Source organism: Rhizobium glycinendophyticum (assembly GCF_006443685.1).
Lineage (GTDB): Bacteria > Pseudomonadota > Alphaproteobacteria > Rhizobiales > Rhizobiaceae > Allorhizobium > Allorhizobium glycinendophyticum.
On sequence record NZ_VFYP01000001.1, the window covers coordinates 1,953,823 to 1,973,310 of the forward strand.

General features: G+C 61.0%; 21 protein-coding genes and 1 pseudogene. 18 read left to right on the forward strand and 4 right to left on the reverse strand.

Translation table 11 applies throughout. The features are described 5' to 3' along the window. The first annotated feature begins 89 nt into the window (after window positions 1-89). The 13 genes from FJQ55_RS09600 to lipA all read left to right on the forward strand — a co-directional run bounded on the left by FJQ55_RS09600 (window position 90) and on the right by lipA (window position 12,240). Window positions 90-632, forward strand: coding sequence for a DUF1003 domain-containing protein (locus FJQ55_RS09600; RefSeq protein ID WP_140827471.1), 543 nt, complete (start codon window positions 90-92; stop codon window positions 630-632). Window positions 633-658: 26 nt separating this feature from the next. Next, window positions 659-1,552 carry a VOC family protein gene (locus FJQ55_RS09605; RefSeq protein ID WP_140827473.1) on the forward strand — a complete coding sequence of 298 codons (894 nt, stop codon included), beginning with the start codon at window positions 659-661 and terminating at the stop codon, window positions 1,550-1,552. Next, complete coding sequence (kdsA, locus tag FJQ55_RS09610; RefSeq protein ID WP_140827475.1) at window positions 1,549-2,397, forward strand: 3-deoxy-8-phosphooctulonate synthase; 849 nt, start codon at window positions 1,549-1,551, stop codon at window positions 2,395-2,397. The genes FJQ55_RS09605 and kdsA overlap by 4 nt, the downstream gene beginning before the upstream one ends. Window positions 2,398-2,610: 213 nt before the next feature. Then, a complete protein-coding gene (gene eno / locus FJQ55_RS09615; protein ID WP_140827477.1) occupies window positions 2,611-3,885 on the forward strand; it encodes a phosphopyruvate hydratase in 1,275 nt (424 codons plus the stop codon). A 144-nt stretch (window positions 3,886-4,029) separates the two neighbouring features. After that, on the forward strand, window positions 4,030-4,347 hold the full coding sequence (locus tag FJQ55_RS09620; RefSeq protein WP_140829197.1) for an FtsB family cell division protein: 318 nt from the start codon (window positions 4,030-4,032) through the stop codon (window positions 4,345-4,347). Between the two features lie 148 nt (window positions 4,348-4,495). After that, window positions 4,496-5,542, forward strand: a complete 1,047-nt coding sequence (pdhA, locus tag FJQ55_RS09625) for a pyruvate dehydrogenase (acetyl-transferring) E1 component subunit alpha (RefSeq protein WP_140827480.1) — start codon at window positions 4,496-4,498, stop codon at window positions 5,540-5,542. Window positions 5,543-5,557: 15 nt separating this feature from the next. Beyond that, a complete protein-coding gene (locus FJQ55_RS09630) occupies window positions 5,558-6,964 on the forward strand; it encodes a pyruvate dehydrogenase complex E1 component subunit beta (RefSeq protein WP_113377518.1) in 1,407 nt (468 codons plus the stop codon). Window positions 6,965-6,979: 15 nt separating this feature from the next. After that, window positions 6,980-8,335, forward strand: coding sequence for a pyruvate dehydrogenase complex dihydrolipoamide acetyltransferase (locus tag FJQ55_RS09635; RefSeq protein WP_140827482.1), 1,356 nt, complete (start codon window positions 6,980-6,982; stop codon window positions 8,333-8,335). A gap of 16 nt (window positions 8,336-8,351) precedes the next feature. Beyond that, on the forward strand, window positions 8,352-8,990 hold the full coding sequence (locus tag FJQ55_RS09640; RefSeq protein WP_113377520.1) for an SGNH/GDSL hydrolase family protein: 639 nt from the start codon (window positions 8,352-8,354) through the stop codon (window positions 8,988-8,990). Between the two features lie 111 nt (window positions 8,991-9,101). Further along, window positions 9,102-9,368, forward strand: coding sequence for an HP1242/YdcH family protein (locus tag FJQ55_RS09645; protein WP_140827484.1), 267 nt, complete (start codon window positions 9,102-9,104; stop codon window positions 9,366-9,368). Window positions 9,369-9,443: 75 nt separating this feature from the next. Then, entirely contained in the window at window positions 9,444-10,889 is a 1,446-nt protein-coding gene (lpdA, locus tag FJQ55_RS09650; protein WP_140827487.1) for a dihydrolipoyl dehydrogenase, read from the forward strand. Between the two features lie 55 nt (window positions 10,890-10,944). Then, window positions 10,945-11,220: a GlsB/YeaQ/YmgE family stress response membrane protein gene (locus tag FJQ55_RS09655; protein WP_140827490.1), complete on the forward strand. Its 276-nt coding sequence runs from the start codon at window positions 10,945-10,947 to the stop codon at window positions 11,218-11,220. A gap of 39 nt (window positions 11,221-11,259) precedes the next feature. Further along, window positions 11,260-12,240 (forward strand): lipoyl synthase, encoded by a 981-nt coding sequence (lipA, locus tag FJQ55_RS09660; protein ID WP_140827492.1) that lies wholly within the window; start codon window positions 11,260-11,262, stop codon window positions 12,238-12,240. A gap of 4 nt (window positions 12,241-12,244) precedes the next feature. On the opposite strand, the pseudogene FJQ55_RS09665 reads toward lipA, so the two are convergent. Both FJQ55_RS09665 and FJQ55_RS09670 read right to left on the reverse strand, forming a co-directional pair. Beyond that, window positions 12,245-12,442 (reverse strand): annotated as a pseudogene (locus tag FJQ55_RS09665) (type II toxin-antitoxin system RelE/ParE family toxin); the annotation flags it as partial. A 92-nt stretch (window positions 12,443-12,534) separates the two neighbouring features. Then, the gene (locus tag FJQ55_RS09670; RefSeq protein ID WP_140827495.1) at window positions 12,535-12,780 is read right to left on the reverse strand and encodes a type II toxin-antitoxin system ParD family antitoxin; all 246 of its coding nucleotides are present in this window, start codon (window positions 12,778-12,780) and stop codon (window positions 12,535-12,537) included. Window positions 12,781-12,865: 85 nt separating this feature from the next. Here FJQ55_RS09670 and FJQ55_RS09675 point away from each other — a divergent pair, with 85 nt between their 5' ends. Both FJQ55_RS09675 and FJQ55_RS09680 read left to right on the forward strand, forming a co-directional pair. Then, a complete protein-coding gene (locus tag FJQ55_RS09675; protein ID WP_140827497.1) occupies window positions 12,866-13,435 on the forward strand; it encodes a P-loop NTPase family protein in 570 nt (189 codons plus the stop codon). 9 nt (window positions 13,436-13,444) lie between these two features. Then, window positions 13,445-13,897, forward strand: a complete 453-nt coding sequence (locus tag FJQ55_RS09680) for a type II toxin-antitoxin system RatA family toxin (RefSeq protein WP_140827500.1) — start codon at window positions 13,445-13,447, stop codon at window positions 13,895-13,897. On the opposite strand, the gene FJQ55_RS09685 is transcribed toward FJQ55_RS09680, so the two are convergent. Both FJQ55_RS09685 and FJQ55_RS09690 read right to left on the reverse strand, forming a co-directional pair. Beyond that, window positions 13,882-14,388 carry a CinA family protein gene (locus tag FJQ55_RS09685; protein ID WP_140827502.1) on the reverse strand — a complete coding sequence of 169 codons (507 nt, stop codon included), beginning with the start codon at window positions 14,386-14,388 and terminating at the stop codon, window positions 13,882-13,884. The two genes, FJQ55_RS09680 and FJQ55_RS09685, sit on opposite strands and share 16 nt — an antisense overlap. Then, entirely contained in the window at window positions 14,388-15,596 is a 1,209-nt protein-coding gene (locus FJQ55_RS09690; RefSeq protein WP_140827504.1) for a bifunctional 2-C-methyl-D-erythritol 4-phosphate cytidylyltransferase/2-C-methyl-D-erythritol 2,4-cyclodiphosphate synthase, read from the reverse strand. The genes FJQ55_RS09685 and FJQ55_RS09690 overlap by 1 nt, the downstream gene beginning before the upstream one ends. Window positions 15,597-15,754: 158 nt before the next feature. On the opposite strand from FJQ55_RS09690, the gene dusB reads away from it, so the two are divergent. From dusB to ntrC, 3 genes are read left to right on the forward strand one after another with little or no spacing between them, the layout of a single operon-like run. After that, entirely contained in the window at window positions 15,755-16,771 is a 1,017-nt protein-coding gene (gene dusB, locus FJQ55_RS09695) for a tRNA dihydrouridine synthase DusB (protein ID WP_140827506.1), read from the forward strand. Further along, window positions 16,768-17,907: a two-component system sensor histidine kinase NtrB gene (locus tag FJQ55_RS09700; protein WP_140827509.1), complete on the forward strand. Its 1,140-nt coding sequence runs from the start codon at window positions 16,768-16,770 to the stop codon at window positions 17,905-17,907. Before dusB ends, FJQ55_RS09700 begins: the two co-directional genes overlap by 4 nt. After that, window positions 17,907-19,358, forward strand: coding sequence for a nitrogen regulation protein NR(I) (gene ntrC / locus FJQ55_RS09705; RefSeq protein WP_140827511.1), 1,452 nt, complete (start codon window positions 17,907-17,909; stop codon window positions 19,356-19,358). The genes FJQ55_RS09700 and ntrC overlap by 1 nt, the downstream gene beginning before the upstream one ends. Window positions 19,359-19,488: the final 130 nt, after the last annotated feature.

Here is a 19,488-nt window from a genome sequence, read left to right on the forward strand (position 1 = left end):
AAAGCCATGAAGCGCGTTGTCCATGTGTTCGACTTGCGACGGGGCAAAAGGCTTTCAATTCCCCGAGAAGAACAAGTGAGAAGTCCAACATGCTGAAAGATTTGGAAAAGACCTTGCTTGGCAAGCAGGTTGATGAACTTTCGTCGGCAGAGAAAAAAGTTCTCAAGATAGCCAGGGAGCGGCGCACGGTCTCGACCAATGCCGGCGAGGATTTTCTGGCTGGTTCGAGCTTTGGTCAGCGTCTGGCGGATGCGATTGCCCGCGTGGGCGGCTCCTGGAGCTTCATCATCGGGTTCATGTTCTTTTTGGTGGCTTGGGTTGTCCTCAACACAGTGATCCTGTCGACCCGACCGATTGACGCCTATCCTTTTATCTTCCTGAACCTCATCCTCTCGATGATCGCGGCCATACAGGCACCCATCATCATGATGAGCCAGAACCGTCAGGCCGAACGCGATCGTTTCATGGCGGCGAAGGACTATGAAATTAATCTGAAGGCCGAGATCGAGGTTCTCGCGCTGCATCACAAGATCGATGAGCAGGTGCTGAAGGAACTGCGCGAGACCCGAGCCGAGATCGACGCCCTCCGGCAGTCGGTCGAGACCCTTACAAAACAGTCTGCCCAGCCTTAATTGCACGGGAGAAAAGAGCGTCATTCATGTCCCATGTCTCCCAATCTCCTCGTGCCGTTGATCATCTCGTGCTGCCGGTCGTCGATCTCGATACCGCCCGCCAGCGCCTGACCAGGCTCGGCTTCACCGTCGCTGCAGATGCCACCCATCCCTTCGGCACCCGGAATGCCTGTGTCTTTTTCGCGAATGACACCTATCTGGAACCGCTGGCCGTCGGAAGCCGTGAGGATTGCCTGGAGGCGGCTCGCACCGGTAACGTTTTCGTCGCCCGGGATTTGGCTTATCAGTTTCGTCGTGGCGAGGGACTGTCGGCCGTGGTCGTAAAGACGTCAGATGCCGAAGCGGATCACGCCCGTTTCGTCGCAGAAGGTCTGTCCGGCGGTGAGATGTTGGGTTTTTCGCGCCAGTTCCGCTTCCCGGATGGGCGTGCGGCGGAAGCGGCGTTCAAGTTGGCCTTCGCCGCGGATCTCCGATCTCCGGATTTCTTCGCTTTTTCCTGTGAGCGGGTAAACCCTCTGCCCGTGGATCGCGGGGCATTGCAGGTGCACGCAAATGCCGCAGCCTGCTTATCTCGCATCGTGCTGTCTGAACACAATCCGAGCGACTTCCAGTATCTCCTGGAAGCGGTGCTCGACCAGCGCGACGTCACCGCTCATTCATTCGGGCTGTCGATCAAATGTGCCAATGCCACGGTGGATGTCCTAACGCCTGACGGGTTGTCTGCCCATTACGGACTTGCAGCGCCAGTGACGGAGCGCGGCTTGCTGGGGGCTGCAGTCGTGGTCGTGAGCCACGATCTCGGCGTGACAGCACGTTGCCTCGCTGCTAATGGCATCGCCTATCAAACCATCGGCGCCCGGCTCGTTGTGGCGCCGCAGCCAGGGCAGGGTGTCGCCTACGCCTTTGAGGAGTCGAAATGACCGTTTCTACCAATTCGGAAGTCGTGGTCGGCGAAGGTGCCGGCAAGGCCGTTTTCTCGCAGAAGGGCCGTTTTGCGCTGATTGCCGGCCCGTGCCAGATGGAAAGCCGCGACCATGCTTTCATGATTGCCGGGCGCCTCGTCGAGCTCTGCCGCGAACTGGGTCTCGGTCTCGTCTACAAGTCCTCCTTCGACAAGGCCAACCGCACCTCGCTGTCTGCCGAGCGCGGCATTGGGCTCGAAAAAGCAATGGAGGTCTTTGCCGATATCAAGAAGGAATATGGCATCCCGGTTCTGACCGACATCCATACTGAAGAGCAATGCGCCGCAGTTGCCCCGACGGTCGATGTGCTGCAGATCCCCGCCTTCCTTTGCCGCCAGACCGACCTTCTGGTCGCCGCCGCCAAGACCGGCCGCGTGGTCAATGTCAAGAAGGGCCAGTTTCTGGCCCCTTGGGACATGAAGAATGTGCTGAACAAGCTTAACGCAAGCGGCAACCCCAACGTCCTGCTCTGCGAGCGCGGCGCTTCCTTTGGCTATAACACGCTCGTCTCCGACATGCGGTCGCTGCCGATCATGGCCGCCATGGGCGCGCCGGTGGTGTTTGATGCCACCCACTCGGTGCAGCAGCCGGGCGGGCAGGGCGGTTCTTCGGGCGGTCAGCGCGAATTCGTGGAATCGCTTGCCCGTGCCGCCGTCGCCGTCGGTGTCGGTGGTCTCTTCATCGAGACGCATCAGGATCCGGACAATGCGCCCTCCGATGGCCCCAACATGGTGCAGATCGACAACATGCGCCCCTTACTCGAAAAACTGATCGCCTTTGACCGCATCGCCAAGGCCGTCTGACCGCCTCTGACGGCGGTTCAATCGGTTGAACCGGATGTAGTGCCGGTGCGTCCGCTTTAAATCGATTAGATTTCCCTTACGACGCCCCCGATCCGTCATTGTATTTTCCGGATCATCGGATAAGAGAGGATGACTCAACGGCGGGTCCTGAGGCTTCAAGCCCGGTGGCCGGCCTTCAGAGCCTTGTCCAATTTCCGTCACCAGGGAGCGAACATGACCGCCATCACCGACATCATCGGCCGCGAGATTCTCGACAGCCGCGGCAATCCGACCGTCGAGGTCGACGTCTACCTCGAAGACGGCAGCTTTGGCCGCGCGGCTGTTCCCTCGGGCGCCTCGACTGGCGCGCATGAAGCTGTCGAACTGCGCGACGGCGGCTCGCGCTACCTCGGCAAGGGCGTTGAGAAGGCTGTCGAAGCCGTGAACGGCGAAATCTATGATGCGATTGGCGGCCATGAGGCTGAGAACCAGATCCAGATCGACAACCTGATGATCCAGCTGGACGGCACGCCGAACAAGGCCCGCCTCGGGGCCAACGCCATCCTCGGCGTCTCGCTTGCCGTCGCCAAGGCTGCTGCCCAGTCCGCGGGCCTGCCGCTCTACCGTTACGTGGGCGGCCCGAATGCCCATGTCCTGCCGGTGCCGATGATGAACATCATCAATGGCGGCGCGCATGCCGACAATCCGATCGACTTCCAGGAATTCATGATCGTGCCGGTCGGCGCCGAAACCATCCGCGACGCCGTTCGCATGGGTTCGGAAGTCTTTCACACGCTGAAGAAGCAGCTCGCTGCCGACGGCCACAACACCAATGTCGGTGACGAAGGTGGTTTTGCTCCAGGTCTCGCCTCTGCACCTGCTGCTCTCGATTTCATCATGAAGTCGATCGAGAAGGCCGGCTATCGTCCGGGCGAGGACATGCATATCGCGCTCGACTGCGCCTCGACCGAATTCTTCAAGGACGGCAAGTATGTTCTCGAAGGCGAAGGCCGCACGCTCGAGCCTGAAGCCATGGCAGAATACCTCGCCGAACTTGCCGGAAAGTACCCGATCTTCTCGATCGAAGACGGCATGGCGGAAGACGATTGGGACGGCTGGAAGACCTTGACCGACAAGATCGGCAAGAAGGTCCAGCTCGTTGGTGACGATCTCTTCGTCACCAACTCGGCCCGCCTGCGCGACGGTATCAAGATGGGTGTTGCGAACTCGATCCTCGTCAAGGTCAACCAGATCGGTTCTCTGTCGGAAACGCTTGACGCCGTCTCGACCGCGCACCGCGCCGCCTATACGGCCGTGATGTCGCACCGCTCGGGCGAAACGGAAGACTCGACAATTGCCGATCTGGCGGTCGCCACCAACTGCGGTCAGATCAAGACCGGCTCGCTCGCTCGTTCCGACCGTACCGCGAAATACAACCAGCTCATCCGCATCGAGGAAGAACTGGGCCCGCAGGCAGTTTACGCCGGCACCTCGATCCTGCGCGGCTGATTACAGCTTACAGCGACCACAAATCCAAGCCCGTTCCGGTTCTCCGGGGCGGGCTTTTTGCTTTCGGCCGTTTGCGGTCAACGATCGGTTAAGACATCCCCGCTATTTTGACCGAAAGTTATGCGTTTCAAGGCAGTTGGCGGCATGTGGACCAGGCATCACAAGAAGAAGAAATACGGTCGTCTTGCCCTTCCTGCCATTACCATCGCGTTTCTCTCCTATTTCGGCTATCACTCGGTCCATGGTGACTACGGTCTGAAGGCCGGTCAGCAATTCGATCGCCTGAAGGCGGCTCGCAGTGCCGAACTTGACAAGTTGGTCAAGCAGCGCACGCAGCTCGAAAAAGAAGTGAGCCTCCTGAGTGATGGCTCGCTGGACGAAGATATCATCGACGAAAAGGCGCGCTATCAGCTCAACATGTCGCGTCCCGATGAAATCGTGATCTTCAACACCTATTTCTGATAAACCGAGATCCGGTTAATTCCGATTTTTGCTTTGGAATCATATTCTTGGTGTGAATATGACCTATGCATTTCTGGCATTGCGGATGCCGGTTTTCTTCCCTATTCTACGCTCAACAATAGACCACCATAACCCACGGGAGGGATGAATGGCGCTGCGCAAACCCGCGACTGCGACCGGTCGGAAGCCTTCGGCTAAGCCTGCCAAGAAAGAATTGACCGCCGGTGTGATCGCCGAGTTCGACAAGGCGCAGGAACTCGCGTCCTATCGCGAAATGCTGCTGATCCGCCGTTTCGAAGAAAAGGCCGGCCAGCTCTACGGCATGGGCTTCATTGGCGGCTTCTGTCACCTGTATATCGGTCAGGAAGCTGTCGTCGTCGGTATGCAGATGGCCCTGAAAGAGGGTGATCAGGTCATCACCGGTTACCGCGACCACGGCCACATGCTGGCCTGCGGCATGAGCGCCCGTGGCGTCATGGCTGAGCTGACCGGGCGTCGGGGCGGCCTGTCCAAGGGCAAGGGCGGCTCCATGCACATGTTCTCCAAGGAGAAGAATTTCTACGGCGGCCACGGCATCGTCGGCGCTCAGGTGTCGCTCGGCACCGGTCTCGCCTTCGCCAACAAGTATCGCGGCAACGACAATGTTTCGCTCGCCTATTTCGGCGACGGTGCTGCCAACCAGGGTCAGGTCTACGAGAGCTTCAACATGGCCCGCCTGTGGAACCTGCCGGTGATCTACATCATTGAAAACAACCGCTACGCCATGGGTACCTCGGTCTCGCGCGCATCGGCCCAGACCGACTTCTCCCAGCGCGGCGTGTCCTTCAATATTCCGGGCATCCAAGTCGATGGCATGGACGTCCGCGCCGTGAAGGCTGCGGCCGACCAGGCTGTCGAGCATTGCCGCGCCGGCAAGGGCCCTGTCATCCTTGAGATGCAGACCTACCGTTATCGTGGCCACTCGATGTCCGACCCGGCCAAGTATCGCTCTAAGGATGAAGTGCAGAAGATGCGCTCCGAGCATGATCCGATCGAGCAGGTCCGCGCGCGTCTGCTCGAAAAGGGCTGGGCGACCGAAGACGAGCTGAAGGCAATCGACAAGGATGTTCGTGACATCGTTGCTGACTCGGCTGATTTCGCCCAAGCCGATCCGGAGCCGGATGCATCCGAGCTCTACACCGACATCCTGCTGTAATCGGGGAGGGAACCCATGCCGATCGAAATCCTCATGCCCGCCCTGTCTCCGACCATGGAAGAGGGTACGCTCTCTAAGTGGGTCAAGCAGGAAGGTGACACCATCAAGTCCGGCGACGTGATCGCCGAAATCGAAACTGACAAGGCGACGATGGAAGTCGAAGCCGTTGATGAAGGCGTGCTCGGCAAGATCCTGATCGCCGCCGGGACCGAGAACGTCAAGGTCAACACCGCGATCGCGGTCCTGCTGCAGGATGGCGAAAGCGCCGATGCGGCGGTTGCTCCGAAGAAGGATGCCGATACGCCCGCCGCGACCGCCGACGCCACCGGTGGCAAGGCACGCGAAGCCGCAGACGAGCCGTCGTCAAAGGCCGACAACACCGTTCCGGCCGCACCCAAGGTGGACGTCGCCGCCGATCCGGATATTCCGGCCGGTACCGAAATGGTCACGATGACGGTGCGTGAAGCGCTGCGAGAGGCGATGGCCGAAGAAATGCGCGCCAATCCTGATGTCTTCATCATGGGTGAGGAAGTCGCGGAGTATCAGGGCGCCTACAAGATTACCCAAGGCCTGCTGGCCGAATTCGGTCCTCGCCGCGTCGTTGATACGCCGATCACCGAACACGGCTTTGCCGGCGTCGGCGTCGGTGCGGCCATGGCCGGTCTTCGCCCGATCATCGAGTTCATGACCTTCAACTTCGCCATGCAGGCGATCGACCAGATCATCAACTCGGCCGCCAAGACGCTCTACATGTCCGGTGGCCAGATGGGTGCGCCGATCGTCTTCCGCGGTCCGAACGGCGCTGCTGCCCGAGTTGCGGCCCAGCACAGCCAGGATTATGCCGCCTGGTACAGCCAGATCCCGGGCCTCAAGGTCGTCATGCCCTACACGGCAGCCGACGCCAAGGGTCTCTTGAAGGCCGCGATCCGCGATCCGAACCCGATTATCTTCCTCGAAAACGAAATCCTGTACGGTCAGTCCTTCGAGGTTCCGAAGCTCGACGACTTCGTCCTGCCGATCGGCAAGGCGCGCATTCACAAGACCGGTAAGGACGCGACGATCGTCTCCTGGGGCATTGGCATGACCTATTCGGTCAAGGCCGTCGCCGAACTGGAGAAGGAAGGCATCGACGTCGAACTGATCGACCTGCGTACCATCCGTCCGATGGATCTTCCGACGGTGATCGAATCGGTCAAGAAGACCGGCCGTCTCGTCACCGTCGAGGAAGGTTATCCGCAGTCGTCGGTCGGCACGGAGATTGCCACCCGCGTCATGCAGCAGGCCTTCGACTATCTCGATGCGCCGATCCTGACGATCGCCGGCAAGGATGTTCCGATGCCTTACGCGGCGAACCTCGAAAAGCTCGCTCTGCCGAATGTCGGCGAAGTGGTCCAGGCGGTGAAGACCGTCTGCTACAAATAAGGGGAGGGTAGGTCCATGCCGATCAACATCACCATGCCGGCGCTCTCTCCGACGATGGAAGAGGGCAATCTGGCCAAGTGGCTGGTCAAGGAAGGCGACAAGGTCAAGTCGGGCGATGTCATCGCCGAGATCGAAACCGACAAGGCAACCATGGAAGTGGAAGCCGTCGATGAAGGCACGGTGGCGAAGATCGTCGTCCCGGCCGGCACCGAAGCCGTCAAGGTCAATGCCCTGATCGCTATCCTCGCCGCCGATGGCGAGGACGTTGCTGCCGCCGCCGCTGGTGGCGGTTCTGCTCCGGCGGCCCCGAAGGCGGAAGCCGCACCCGCGCCGAAGGCGGCTGAAGCTGCTCCGACCCAGGCTGCAGCATCTGCTGCCCCGGCACCGGCCGCTGCACCCGCAACGGCGTCTTCCGGCGATCGCGTCTTCGCGTCCCCGCTGGCCCGCCGTCTTGCCAAGGAAGCCGGCCTCGACCTGAAGGCCGTGTCCGGTTCCGGTCCGAAGGGCCGCGTGGTCAAGAGCGACATCGAAAAGGCCGTCAGCACCGGCGGTGCCAAGCCGGCTCAGGCTGCGGCTCCCGTGGCAGCGGCTCCCGTGGCAGCGGCTGCTCCGGCTCCGGTGCTCGCCAAGGGCGCTTCCGATGAAGCCGTCCTCAAGCTGTTCGAAGCCGGGTCTTACGATCTCGTGCCGCATGACGGCATGCGCAAGACGATCGCCAAGCGCCTGCAGGAGAGCAAGCAGACCATCCCGCATTTCTACGTCTCCGTGGATTGCGAACTTGATGCTCTCCTGGCCTTGCGAGCCCAGCTCAACGACGCAGCACCCCGCAAGGAAGGCGCACCGGCCTACAAGCTCTCGGTCAACGACATGGTCATCAAGGCCATGGCGCTTGCCCTGCGTGACGTGCCGGATGCCAACGTTTCCTGGACGGACACGAACATGGTCAAGCACAAGCATGCCGATGTCGGCGTTGCCGTGTCGATCCCGGGCGGCCTGATCACCCCGATCATCCGCAAGGCCGAAACGAAGACGCTGTCCGCCATCTCCAACGAGATGAAGGATCTTGGCAAGCGCGCCAAGGACCGCAAGCTCAAGCCTGAGGAATATCAGGGCGGCACGACCGCCGTGTCCAACATGGGCATGATGGGCGTCAAGAACTTCGCCGCCGTCGTCAACCCGCCGCATGCGACCATTCTGGCCGTGGGCGCGGGCGAGGAGCGTGTCGTGGTCAAGAACGGCGAGATGAAGGTGGCGAACGTCATGACGGTGACGCTCTCGACCGACCACCGCGCCGTCGACGGTGCGCTCGGTGCCGAACTGCTCGGCGCCTTCAAGCGCTACATCGAAAATCCGATGGGCATGCTGGTCTGATCGAAAGGGCGGTGCCATGAAAACCGTTCTCGCTTACGGCGACAGCCTCACATGGGGTTACGACCCGGTAAATCTGGGTCGGCATGCCCACGAGGATCGCTGGACGAGCGTTTTGCAGAAGGCGCTCGGTCACGGGGTCCGCGTCATCGCCGAGGGCCTGAACGGACGCACCACCGCCTATGACGACCATCTGGCGGATTGCGAACGCAATGGCGTCAAGCTCTTGCCGAGCATTCTCGAGACGCACAAGCCGATAGATCTCGTGATCTTCCTGCTCGGGACCAACGACATGAAGCGCGGGATCGGCGGCTCGGCGATCGCCGCGACCAAGGGGATCGATCGGCTGATCAAGCTGGTCCGCCATCATGACTGGGGCTTTGGCTACGAAGGGCCGGACATCCTGCTCGTATCGCCGCCGCCGATCTGCGAAACCGCCAACGTGCATTTCGCCGCCATGTTCAAGGGTGGACTGGAGGAATCCGCAATGCTGGCGAGCTACTACAGTGACCTCGCCGACGAGACCGGCTGTGGTTTCTTTGATGCCGGGTCGGTGGCAAAAACGACGCCGCTCGACGGCATTCATCTCGACGCCGAAAATACCCGCGCCATCGGACGAGGCCTGGAGCCGATCGTCCGGATGATGCTCGGACTTTGAAGAAAAACCCGTGGCCTGAACTCTCCGTCAGGGCGCGTTGATCAAAATCAAGGAGGTCTTGTGCGCTGCGTCTAACCTGAACCCATCAACCCCGACAGAGGAGATGGGATCATGTCGAACACACCGCACGAACTGGCAGCGGAATTTCCGGAACACGTCGCGCTGATGCGCCATCTGAAGGAAACGGATGGACATTTCGCCAGACTGTTCGAGGCCTATCATGAGGTCAACGGACTGATTCATCGGGCCGAAACGAATATCGAGCCTGCGGACGACTTCCATATCGTCGAACTTCGCAAGAAGCGGATGCAGCTCAAGGATGAAATCTACGGGATGCTGGTTCGTCATGAACCGGAGGCCGAGACACCCGCAGCCTGAGGGTCTCGCTTCCAGTCCCGAACCGGGCCTCCGCTTGAGCGGGGGCTCGCAGGAAACCGAGGAGTGGAAGCGCCCATGTCGAATGCTTACGACGTCATCATCATCGGCTCCGGCCCCGGCGGCTACGTCACCGCCATCCGTTCGGCCCAGCTCGGCCTGAAGACCGCGATCGTCGAACGCGAGCATCTGGGCGGCATTTGCCTCAACTGGGGCTGCATCCCGACCAAGGCGCTGCTGCGCTCCGCCGAGATTCTCGACCACGCCAACCATGCCAAGGCCTATGGCCTGACGCTCAACGGCACGATGACCGCCGACGTCAAGGATGTGGTCGCTCGGTCACGCGGCGTCTCGGCCCGACTGAACGGGGGCGTCGGCTTCCTGATGAAGAAGAACAAGATCGACGTCATCTGGGGAGAAGCCAAGCTTTCGAAGCCCGGCGAAATCGTGGTCGGCAAGATGACCAAGCCGGTCGTTGAGCCGCAGAACCCGGTTCCGAAGGGCGTGCTGGGCGAGGGCACCTACACCGCCAAGCACATCATCGTCGCAACGGGTGCGCGTCCGCGTGCGCTTCCGGGCATCGAGCCGGATGGCAAGTTGATCTGGACCTATTTCGAAGCGATGAAGCCGGACTTCATGCCGAAGTCGCTGGTCGTCATGGGCTCGGGCGCGATCGGCATCGAATTCGCATCCTTCTACCGCTCGATGGGCGTGGACGTCACCGTCGTCGAACTGATGCCGAACATCATGCCGGTCGAGGACGTGGAAATCTCCACCTTCGCCCGGAAGCAGCTGGAAAAGCGCGGCCTGAAGATCATCACCGAGGCGAAGGTGTCGAAGGTCGAGAAGGGTGCAAACTCCATCACCGCCCATGTCGAGACCAAGGATGGCAAGGTCCAGACGATCACCGCTGACCGCCTGATCTCCGCCGTGGGCGTCCAGGGCAATATTGAAAACCTCGGGCTCGAAACGCTGGGCGTGAAGACCGATCGCGGCTGCATCGTCATCGACGGCTACGGCAAGACCAATGTGCCGGGCCTCTACGCGATCGGCGACGTCGCGGGCCCGCCGATGCTTGCTCACAAGGCCGAGCACGAAGGCGTCATCTGCATCGAGAAGATCGCTGGCCTGCCGAATGTTCATCCGATGGACAAGGCCAAGATCCCGGGCTGCACCTACTGCAACCCGCAGGTCGCCTCTGTCGGCCTGACGGAAGCCAAGGCAAAGGCTGAGGGGCGCGAGATCCGCGTCGGCCGCTATTCCTTTGCCGCCAACGGCAAGGCCATCGCGCTCGGCGAAGACCAGGGCATGATCAAGACGATCTTCGACAAGAAGACCGGCGAACTCCTCGGCGCCCACATGGTCGGTGCGGAAGTAACCGAGCTCATCCAGGGCTTCGTTGTCGCGATGAACCTCGAGACCACGGAAGAAGAGTTGATGCACACGATCTTCCCGCATCCGACCCTGTCGGAAATGATGAAGGAAAGCGTGCTCGACGCCTATGGCCGGGTGCTCAACGCCTAAAGTCAGGTTGTGAAACGGGACCGTGCCGCCTATATGGGCGGCAGGTTTCAACCAGATGTTTGAAAAGGATTGTGCCGTGGCAGGGTTTGAAGTCGGTATTATCGCGACGATCTTCTTCGGCGGCCTCGCCGGCTGGCTCGCCGGCAAACTCATGGACATGCGTTTCGGCGTCTTCATGAACATCATCATCGGCATCATTGGGGCAGTCATCGCTGCTGCGATCTTTCGCCGGTTCGGCGTCTTCGTCGCGGGCGACTGGCTCGGCTACCTGATCACCAGTTTCGTCGGTGCGAGCATTCTTCTCTTCATCGCCAAGCTCGTCCGGCGGTAATTCACAAGGCCGCGTTCGCGGCGAGACAGGGTCTTCACCATGGTCACCATTCTCGACAGGACGAACCTCGTTCCGGCAGCAGCCGACGAGAAGCGCGTCCGCCACCCGGAAAAGGCCCACAAGCCCGACACCGAAGTGCTGCGCAAGCCGGAATGGATCCGCGTCAAGGCGCCGACCTCCAAGGGTTATCACGAGACCCGTGACCTCGTCCGCTCTCACAAGCTGGTGACGGTCTGTGAAGAGGCCGGCTGCCCCAACATCGGCGAGTGCTGGGATAAGAAGCACGCGACCTTCATGATCATGGGCGAGATCTGTACCCGCGCCTGCGCCTTCTGCAATGTCGCGACCGGCAAGCCGAACCCACTCGATCTCGATGAGCCCGAAAACGTCGCCAAGGCTGTCCGCCAGATGGGCCTCTCCCACGTCGTCATCACCTCCGTCGACCGCGACGATTTGGCCGACGGTGGGGCCGAGCATTTCGAGAAGGTGATCTGGGCCATCCGCGAGGCCTCGCCGGAGACCACGATCGAAATCTTGACCCCGGACTTCCTGAAGAAGCCGGGCGCGCTTGAGCGCGTCGTCGCCGCAAAACCCGACGTGTTCAACCACAACTTGGAAACCGTTCCCGGCAACTATCTGACCGTTCGTCCGGGTGCCCGCTATTTCCACTCCGTCCGCCTGCTGCAGCGGGTGAAGGAGCTGGACCCGACCATGTTCACCAAGTCGGGCATCATGGTTGGCCTCGGCGAGGAGCGGAACGAAGTGCTGCAGCTGATGGACGACCTGCGCACGGCAGACGTCGATTTCCTGACCATCGGCCAGTATCTCCAGCCAACCCGCAAGCACCACAAGGTCGAGCGTTTCGTCACGCCGGAAGAGTTCAAGTCCTACGAAGACATCGCCTATACCAAGGGCTTCCTGATGGTGTCCTCAAGCCCGCTGACCCGCTCGTCGCACCATGCCGGCGACGACTTTGCACGGCTGAAGGCGGCGCGGGAGAAGATGCTCGCCAAGGCCTGACCGGTTAGCCGAGATTGTCCTGCCAATCCTCGCGTGCGTTCGGGACTGCTATGATAAGGACGTCGCCACTGGGCTTGATGCTATAGATCACCATGTGGGATCCGGTGGGATGAACGCGCGCGGGCGGAGTGATTTCTAAACGTTCGCGCGCCATGCGAGGGTTCTCGGCAATCAGAGTGAAAACGTGTTCGAGATGGATATGGTAGGCCTCGGCCTACGCCTCGCCGAACATCTCAACACCGCGCCGATAAATCTTGCGGACATCCTCCGCAGCTCGACGGGTGAGCCGATAGCTCAAGCAGATCTGCTCCGGTGGTCTTTCAGGGAGTGGAGGGTATCCTGCATGCTCTCATCGCTCTCGCCGCTGGCGATCCCCTCGTCGACAATTGCCTGGATACGGGCAACCTCTCTCTGGCGATCCTGGTCCTGACGGATCAGGTCCTGAATATAGGCCTCCTCGTTGGCGAACTGACCCTCATGGGTCTGATCGTCGACGAACTGCTTCACCTTGTCGGGCAGCCGAATGCTGAGCTTGGCCATACATTTGTCTCCTGTGTCCGGATGTTGCTCGCGTCCGAATAAAAAGTCAAAGCTCGGCGCATTGAACGAGAGCGAGACGAATCGAGTGCGCAACCTTCCAATAGCTCAAGAAGCCGCGAATTATCTGCGCCAGGCCCGCCGCATCTGCGTGATCGGCTGCTCCGGCGGCGGCAAGTCGACATTGTCCCGCAAGATCGCCGCCGCACTCGATCTTCCCAACCACTCGATGGATCGCGAAGTCTTCTGGCTGCCGAATTGGATTCAGCGGCCCAGGGTCGAGCAAAGGGCGATACTCTCCGAGATCGTCAAAGCGGACAGATGGCTTCTCGATGGCACCAATCCTTCAAGCTTTGACATCAGGCTGCCGCGCACCGATCTCGTCGTCTGGGTGCGGTTGCCGCGTTGGCGCTGCCTACTCGGCGTGTATCGCCGCGCCAGACGCCATATCGGACGCCATCGCCCTGACATGGCAGATGGCTGTGTCGAAAAATGGCCCGACCGCGAATTCCTCTCCTACATTTGGAATTTCGAACGCCGCTTCGCCCCGCGCATAACTCAGGAAATCGAACGTTACGGACCGAACGTTCCGGTCGTCACCCTGAAATCCCATGGCGAAATGGCGCAGCTGCTTGATCTTGCGGGGCTTCCTCATTAAGTCGCTGGCATGCCTCAGTTCGAAACCCGCCGCCTTGTCAAGCACTCGCCCGATCGCATGTACGCGCTCGTCGCCGATGTCGAGCGCTACCCGGAATTCCTGCCGCTCTGCGAAGCCTTGACCATTCGCTCGCGTCGCGAGCGCGACGGCAAGGAACTGCTGCTCGCGGACATGACGGTGGGCTACAAGGCGATCCGCGAGACCTTCACGACCCAGGTCCTGCTGACGGCTGCGGAGCGAGCCATCGACGTCAAATACATCGAGGGCCCGTTCAAATATCTCGACAATCGCTGGCGCTTCGAAGAAGCGGGCGAGGGCGGCTGCTCGGTTCACTTCTTCATCGACTACGAATTCAAGAACCGCATCCTTGGCGCCTTGATGGGCTCGATGTTCGACCGCGCCTTCCGCATGTTCTCGGAAGCCTTCGAGGCGCGCGCCGACAAGATTTATGCTGGGACCTGAGCCGCAACAGTCAGCATCTCCAATGCCGTCCTGACCGTCGCAAGCCGCACCTGATCGCGCCCGATATCGCCGTAGCGCATCTCCCTTTGATCGATCAACCCGCTTCGGCTCTTGAGCGCAAGATGCACGAGCCCGACCGGCTTCTCCGGCGAGCCACCGCCCGGCCCGGCAATACCCGTCACCGCGACGGCCACCTCTGCATCGGAGCGCATCAACGCTCCATGCGCCATCTGCAGCGCGGTTTCCCTTGAGACGGCCCCGAAACCCTCTAGCGTTTTGGCGGTAACACCGATCAGATCCATCTTCGCCTGGTTCGTATAGGTGACGAAACCCCGGTCGACGACGGCAGATGATCCCGCGATCTCCGTGAGCGCGCCCGCGATCAATCCGCCCGTACAGGATTCTGCCGTGGAGATCATCCAGCCGAGATCGCGATAGGCGGCGATGACCGCCGCTGCCTTGGCTTCGATATCCGCCGGATAGAACCCCATCAGTCCTTCCCCCGGAAGACGACAGTCGCGGTCGCGATCGCCGCAATCCCCTCGCGGCGACCGACGAAGCCGATCGTTTCATTCGTCGTCGCTTTGACAGAGCAGCGATCGAGCGAGATCTCCAAAATTTCCGCGAGCTTCTCTCGCATGGCCTGACGATGTGGTCCGACCTTAGGTGCTTCGGCAATAAGCGAAATATCTGCGTTCATAATCGTGCCGCCGGCATCCCGCACGATCTTTGCTGCATGCTCCAGAAAAATCCGCGACGGCGCCCCTTTCCATTGCATGTCCGAAGGTGGGAAATGATCACCGATATCGCCAGCACCGCAAGTTGCGAGTAGGGCGTCCGTCAGCGCATGCAACGCGACATCGGCGTCGGAATGGCCTTTGAGCTTCTGATCGTGCGGAATGAAAACGCCACAAAGCGCGACCCCGTCGCCAGCTTCAAGCTGGTGCACGTCATAGCCGTTTCCGGTCCTGACATCCGGCAAGGCCGAGCCTTTCAGTTTCTCGTCGGCCATGGCGATGTCCCTTTGCACGGTAAGTTTGACATTGTCGATCGAGCCTTCGACCAGATGCACCGGGATACCCGCCCATTCCGCAATCGAGGCGTCGTCGGTGAAGTCGCTGACCTGATCGGTCGCTGCACGGTCATGGGCTTTGAGGATGGTCTCGTAATGGAAACACTGCGGCGTTTGAGCCGCGTAGAGATCCTTGCGCGGAACCGTCCCGGTCACGACGCCGGTTTTGTCGCCGCGCTTGATCGTGTCCGCGACTGGAAGGGCAGGGAGGACGGCGGCTTTCCCAGAGGCAAGCTCGGTCGCAATTCTGTCGAGCAGTCCTGCGTCGACAAAGGGTCTGACACCGTCCTGGATCATCACGTGATCAACGCTCCGACCCTGCAGTGCGCGCAATCCGTTCAGCACGGACTCCTGCCGCGTTGCGCCCCCGGTCACCACGACAAGCTCGTGACTGTCGCCGAGATCGGCAACCGCGGTATCGAACAAGGCCCGATCGTCCGGGTGGATGACGGCAACGATCGGGCCGGACTTGGGCCAGTCGCGAAACCGCTTCAGCGTATGCCAGATAACTGGCTTTCCGCCGATGCGGCGATATTGCTTCGGTCCCTCGACCGAGGCGCCGGCGCGCTCTCCGCGTCCTGCTGCCACGACGACGATCCCGATTGTCCCGCTCAGCTCTTGCTCCATCGTCCAGCCTGGTCCATGACACATTATCTTCGCAACCGTGCTCTATCGGCTCGGCATCGGCTTTTCCAGCATTTGCACGATTTTTTGTCGATGCGTGAGCTTTGCCTCTTGGCAAGCGTGAGCCGAATGTCTAAAAATCATGCAACTTCGCTCTCTGCCTGAAAGATAATCATTTGATTTCCGTTGCGTTGGACACGCCCTTCAGCATTGGCTCTGTTCCGATCCGGAACAGGATCGTGCTCGCTCCGATGTCCGGCGTGACCGACCTGCCGTTTCGCCGGCTGGCGTTCCGCTACGGGGCGGGCCTCGTCGTGACCGAGATGGTAGCGAGCCGCGAGCTCGTGTTCAACGCCGCGGAAAGCTGGTCGCGGCTGAAGGGTGCAGGACTCACGCCGCATATGGTGCAGCTCGCGGGCCGTGAGGCGAAATGGCTGGCAGAGGCGGCCATCATCGCCGAGGCCAATGGCGCCGACATCATCGACATCAACATGGGCTGCCCGGCGAAAAAGGTGATTGGCGGCTATGCCGGTTCCGCCCTGATGCGTGAGCCGGATCATGCGCTTTCCCTTATCGAAGCGACGGTCAAGGCCGTGAAGATCCCTGTGACCGTCAAGATGCGCCTCGGCTGGGATGAGGCCTCCATGAATGCCCCTGACATCGCCGCCAGGGCAGAAGCTGCGGGCGTGCAGCTCGTGACGGTGCATGGACGAACCCGCATGCAGTTCTACGAAGGTCGGGCCAATTGGGACGCGATATCAGCTGTCCGTGATGCGATCCGAATCCCGCTGATCGCGAATGGGGACGTCGAGACGGTCGAGGATGCCCGGGAGATCCTGCGCCGTTCCGGCGCCGATGCGGTGATGGTCGGTCGCGGTTGCCAGGGCAGGCCTTGGCATGCCGGTGTGCTCGTCGGGCATGCTGGCCCTGATGCGTCCGAGATACCCGGCCTGGTGGTCGAGCATTACAAGATGATGCTGGAGCATTATGGCAACGAAGTCGGCGTACGCCACGCGCGCAAGCATCTCGGCTGGTATCTTGACCGCTACGCACGCGATCTTGCGAGCGAAGCCAAGGCCGCAATCATGACATCGAAGGACGCCGTTTTCGTCGCCGCAGCTCTGGAGCGCGCGCTCTCGGCCAGCGGCGATGCCGGTGCCAGACAGGAGGCCGCATGACGGCGAACGACACTGCGGGCAGCAATGGCCTCGCCATGGCCGTGCTGAACGCCATCCAGAACCCGGTGGTGATGGTGGATGCGAACGGCCATATCGCCTTTGCAAATTGGGAGGCAGAAGCCTTCTTCGGTGCGAGTGCGGCCCATCTGGCGCGTTACCGGCTCTCCACCTTCATTCCGTTCGGCAGTCCGCTACTGTCCCTGATCGAGCAGGTCAGAGAGCGCCGGGCGCCGGTCAACGAATACCGGGTCGACCTGTCGTCGCCACGTCTCGGCCAGGAAAAGCTGGTGGACCTTTATGTCGCGCCGGTTCTGGGGCAGCCTGGCAACGTCGTGGTTGTCTTCCAGGAGCGCTCCATGGCCGACAAAATCGACCGCCAGCTGACACATCGCGCAGCGGCTCGCTCCGTCACCGGTCTTGCCTCCATGCTGGCTCATGAGATCAAGAACCCGCTTTCCGGAATCCGGGGGGCCGCTCAACTCCTCGAGACAGCGGTAACCGACGAAGACCGGGCGCTTACCCGCCTGATCTGTGACGAGACGGATCGAATCGTTTCCCTGGTCGATCGTATGGAGGTCTTCTCCGACGAGCGGCCGGTCGATCGTCAATCGATCAACATCCATTCCGTGCTCGATCAGGTAAAGGCGGTTGCCAAGGCCGGCTTCGCCCGCAACATCCGCATCACCGAGAATTACGACCCCTCGCTGCCACCGGTCTTTGCCAATCGGGATCAACTGGTGCAGGTTTTCCTGAACCTGGTGAAGAACGCATCTGAAGCGATCGGCGAGCGGTCGGATGGCGAGATCCAGTTGACGACGGCTTACCGCCCCGGCATCCGCCTGTCGGTTGCCGGTTCGCGCGAGAAGATTTCGCTTCCGCTCGAATTCTGCGTCCATGACAACGGCCCCGGTGTCCCCTCTGACCTGCTGCCTCATCTCTTCGATCCGTTCATCACGACGAAGACCAATGGCTCCGGTCTGGGCCTGGCCCTCGTGGCGAAGATCATCGGCGGCCACGGCGGTATCGTCGAATGCGACAGCCAGGCGAGCCGCACCACCTTCCGGGTCCTCATGCCAATGTCGAAAGAGACGGCGCTCGATGATGCGCCACTTTCCAATTCCACGGGAACGAACTGATGACGGCGACCATACTTGTTGCAGATGATGATGCTGCGATCCGCACGGTGCTGAACCAGGCGCTGAGCAGGGCGGGTTATGATGTGAGGATCACGTCGAACGCCGCAACGCTGTGGCGCTGGGTATCCGCCGGCGAGGGCGATCTCGTTGTCACCGACGTCGTGATGCCGGATGAGAACGCCTTCGACCTCCTGCCGCGCATCAAGAAGGCGCGTCCGGATCTGCCGGTCCTCGTCATGAGTGCCCAGAACACCTTCATGACCGCTATTAAGGCGTCGGAAAAGGGCGCCTACGATTACCTGCCAAAACCCTTCGACCTGACCGAACTGATCGCCATCATCGGCCGTGCACTATCAGAGCCTAAGAAGCGTCCCGCCCGTCTCGACGACGATATGCAGGACGGCATGCCGCTGGTTGGTCGCTCGGCTGCGATGCAGGAAATCTACCGCGTGCTCGCCCGCCTGATGCAGACGGACCTGACCCTGATGATCACCGGGGAATCCGGTACCGGCAAGGAATTGGTGGCTAAGGCACTCCACGACTATGGCAAGCGCCGCAACGGCCCCTTCGTCGCGATCAACATGGCCGCGATCCCGCGTGATCTGATTGAATCGGAACTCTTCGGCCACGAGAAGGGCGCATTCACCGGTGCCCAGACCCGCTCGACCGGCCGTTTCGAACAGGCCGAAGGCGGCACGCTGTTCCTCGACGAAATCGGCGACATGCCGATGGACGCCCAGACCCGTCTGCTCCGCGTCCTGCAACAGGGTGAATACACGACAGTCGGTGGCCGAACCCCGATCCGCACCGATGTTCGCATCGTCGCCGCGACCAACAAGGACCTGAAGCAGTCGATCAACCAGGGCCTGTTTCGTGAGGACCTCTATTACCGGCTGAACGTTGTGCCGCTGCGCCTCCCGCCGCTGCGCGATCGGGCAGAAGACATCCCGGATCTCGTGCGCCACTTCATCCAGCAGGGTGAAAAGGAAGGACTAGACGCCAAGCGCTTCGATCAGGAAGCGCTGGAAGTGATGAAATCCTACGCGTGGCCCGGCAATGTCCGCGAACTGGAAAACGTCGTGCGCCGCCTGATGGCGCTTTATCCACAGGACGTGATCGCCCGCGAAGTCGTTGAACAGGAGTTGCGTGCCGACATTTCCGACAGCCCGATCGCCAAGGTGGGGGTCGCCAGCGGTACCATGACCATATCGCAAGCGGTGGAAGAGAATATGCGCACCTATTTCGCCTCTTTCGGCGAAGCACTGCCGCCGTCTGGCCTTTACGACCGCGTGCTGACCGAGATGGAGTATCCGCTGATTCTTGCAGCTTTGACAGCCACCCGCGGCAATCAGATCAAGGCAGCCGACCTCCTCGGCCTGAACCGCAATACGCTGCGCAAGAAGATCCGCGAACTCGGCGTATCGGTCTATCGCAGTTCCCGTTCGGCTTGACATCGCGACGGGCTCCGTTGCAATTTCGCCACATTGCGTTGCTCAAAAGCCACGTGTCACTGCGGCCTCCGTCTGACGTTTGTGTCGGTCGGCGCTGTCGGTTGTGCAGCACAACAAGACGTACCGGCCC

Bases quoted from the DNA above. Each gene is read 5' to 3' on its own strand.
- FJQ55_RS09600 (WP_140827471.1), top strand. From the start codon at position 90: ATGCTGAAAGATTTGGAAAAGACCTTGCTTGGCAAGCAGGTTGATGAA.
- FJQ55_RS09605 (WP_140827473.1), top strand. From the start codon at position 659: ATGTCCCATGTCTCCCAATCTCCTCGTGCCGTTGATCATCTCGTGCTG.
- kdsA (WP_140827475.1), top strand. From the start codon at position 1,549: ATGACCGTTTCTACCAATTCGGAAGTCGTGGTCGGCGAAGGTGCCGGC.
- eno (WP_140827477.1), top strand. From the start codon at position 2,611: ATGACCGCCATCACCGACATCATCGGCCGCGAGATTCTCGACAGCCGC.
- FJQ55_RS09620 (WP_140829197.1), top strand. From the start codon at position 4,030: ATGTGGACCAGGCATCACAAGAAGAAGAAATACGGTCGTCTTGCCCTT.
- pdhA (WP_140827480.1), top strand. From the start codon at position 4,496: ATGGCGCTGCGCAAACCCGCGACTGCGACCGGTCGGAAGCCTTCGGCT.
- FJQ55_RS09630 (WP_113377518.1), top strand. From the start codon at position 5,558: ATGCCGATCGAAATCCTCATGCCCGCCCTGTCTCCGACCATGGAAGAG.
- FJQ55_RS09635 (WP_140827482.1), top strand. From the start codon at position 6,980: ATGCCGATCAACATCACCATGCCGGCGCTCTCTCCGACGATGGAAGAG.
- FJQ55_RS09640 (WP_113377520.1), top strand. From the start codon at position 8,352: ATGAAAACCGTTCTCGCTTACGGCGACAGCCTCACATGGGGTTACGAC.
- FJQ55_RS09645 (WP_140827484.1), top strand. From the start codon at position 9,102: ATGTCGAACACACCGCACGAACTGGCAGCGGAATTTCCGGAACACGTC.
- lpdA (WP_140827487.1), top strand. From the start codon at position 9,444: ATGTCGAATGCTTACGACGTCATCATCATCGGCTCCGGCCCCGGCGGC.
- FJQ55_RS09655 (WP_140827490.1), top strand. From the start codon at position 10,945: ATGTTTGAAAAGGATTGTGCCGTGGCAGGGTTTGAAGTCGGTATTATC.
- lipA (WP_140827492.1), top strand. From the start codon at position 11,260: ATGGTCACCATTCTCGACAGGACGAACCTCGTTCCGGCAGCAGCCGAC.
- FJQ55_RS09670 (WP_140827495.1), bottom strand. From the start codon at position 12,780: ATGGCCAAGCTCAGCATTCGGCTGCCCGACAAGGTGAAGCAGTTCGTC.
- FJQ55_RS09680 (WP_140827500.1), top strand. From the start codon at position 13,445: ATGCCTCAGTTCGAAACCCGCCGCCTTGTCAAGCACTCGCCCGATCGC.
- FJQ55_RS09685 (WP_140827502.1), bottom strand. From the start codon at position 14,388: ATGGGGTTCTATCCGGCGGATATCGAAGCCAAGGCAGCGGCGGTCATC.
- FJQ55_RS09690 (WP_140827504.1), bottom strand. From the start codon at position 15,596: ATGGAGCAAGAGCTGAGCGGGACAATCGGGATCGTCGTCGTGGCAGCA.
- FJQ55_RS09700 (WP_140827509.1), top strand. From the start codon at position 16,768: ATGACGGCGAACGACACTGCGGGCAGCAATGGCCTCGCCATGGCCGTG.
- ntrC (WP_140827511.1), top strand. From the start codon at position 17,907: ATGACGGCGACCATACTTGTTGCAGATGATGATGCTGCGATCCGCACG.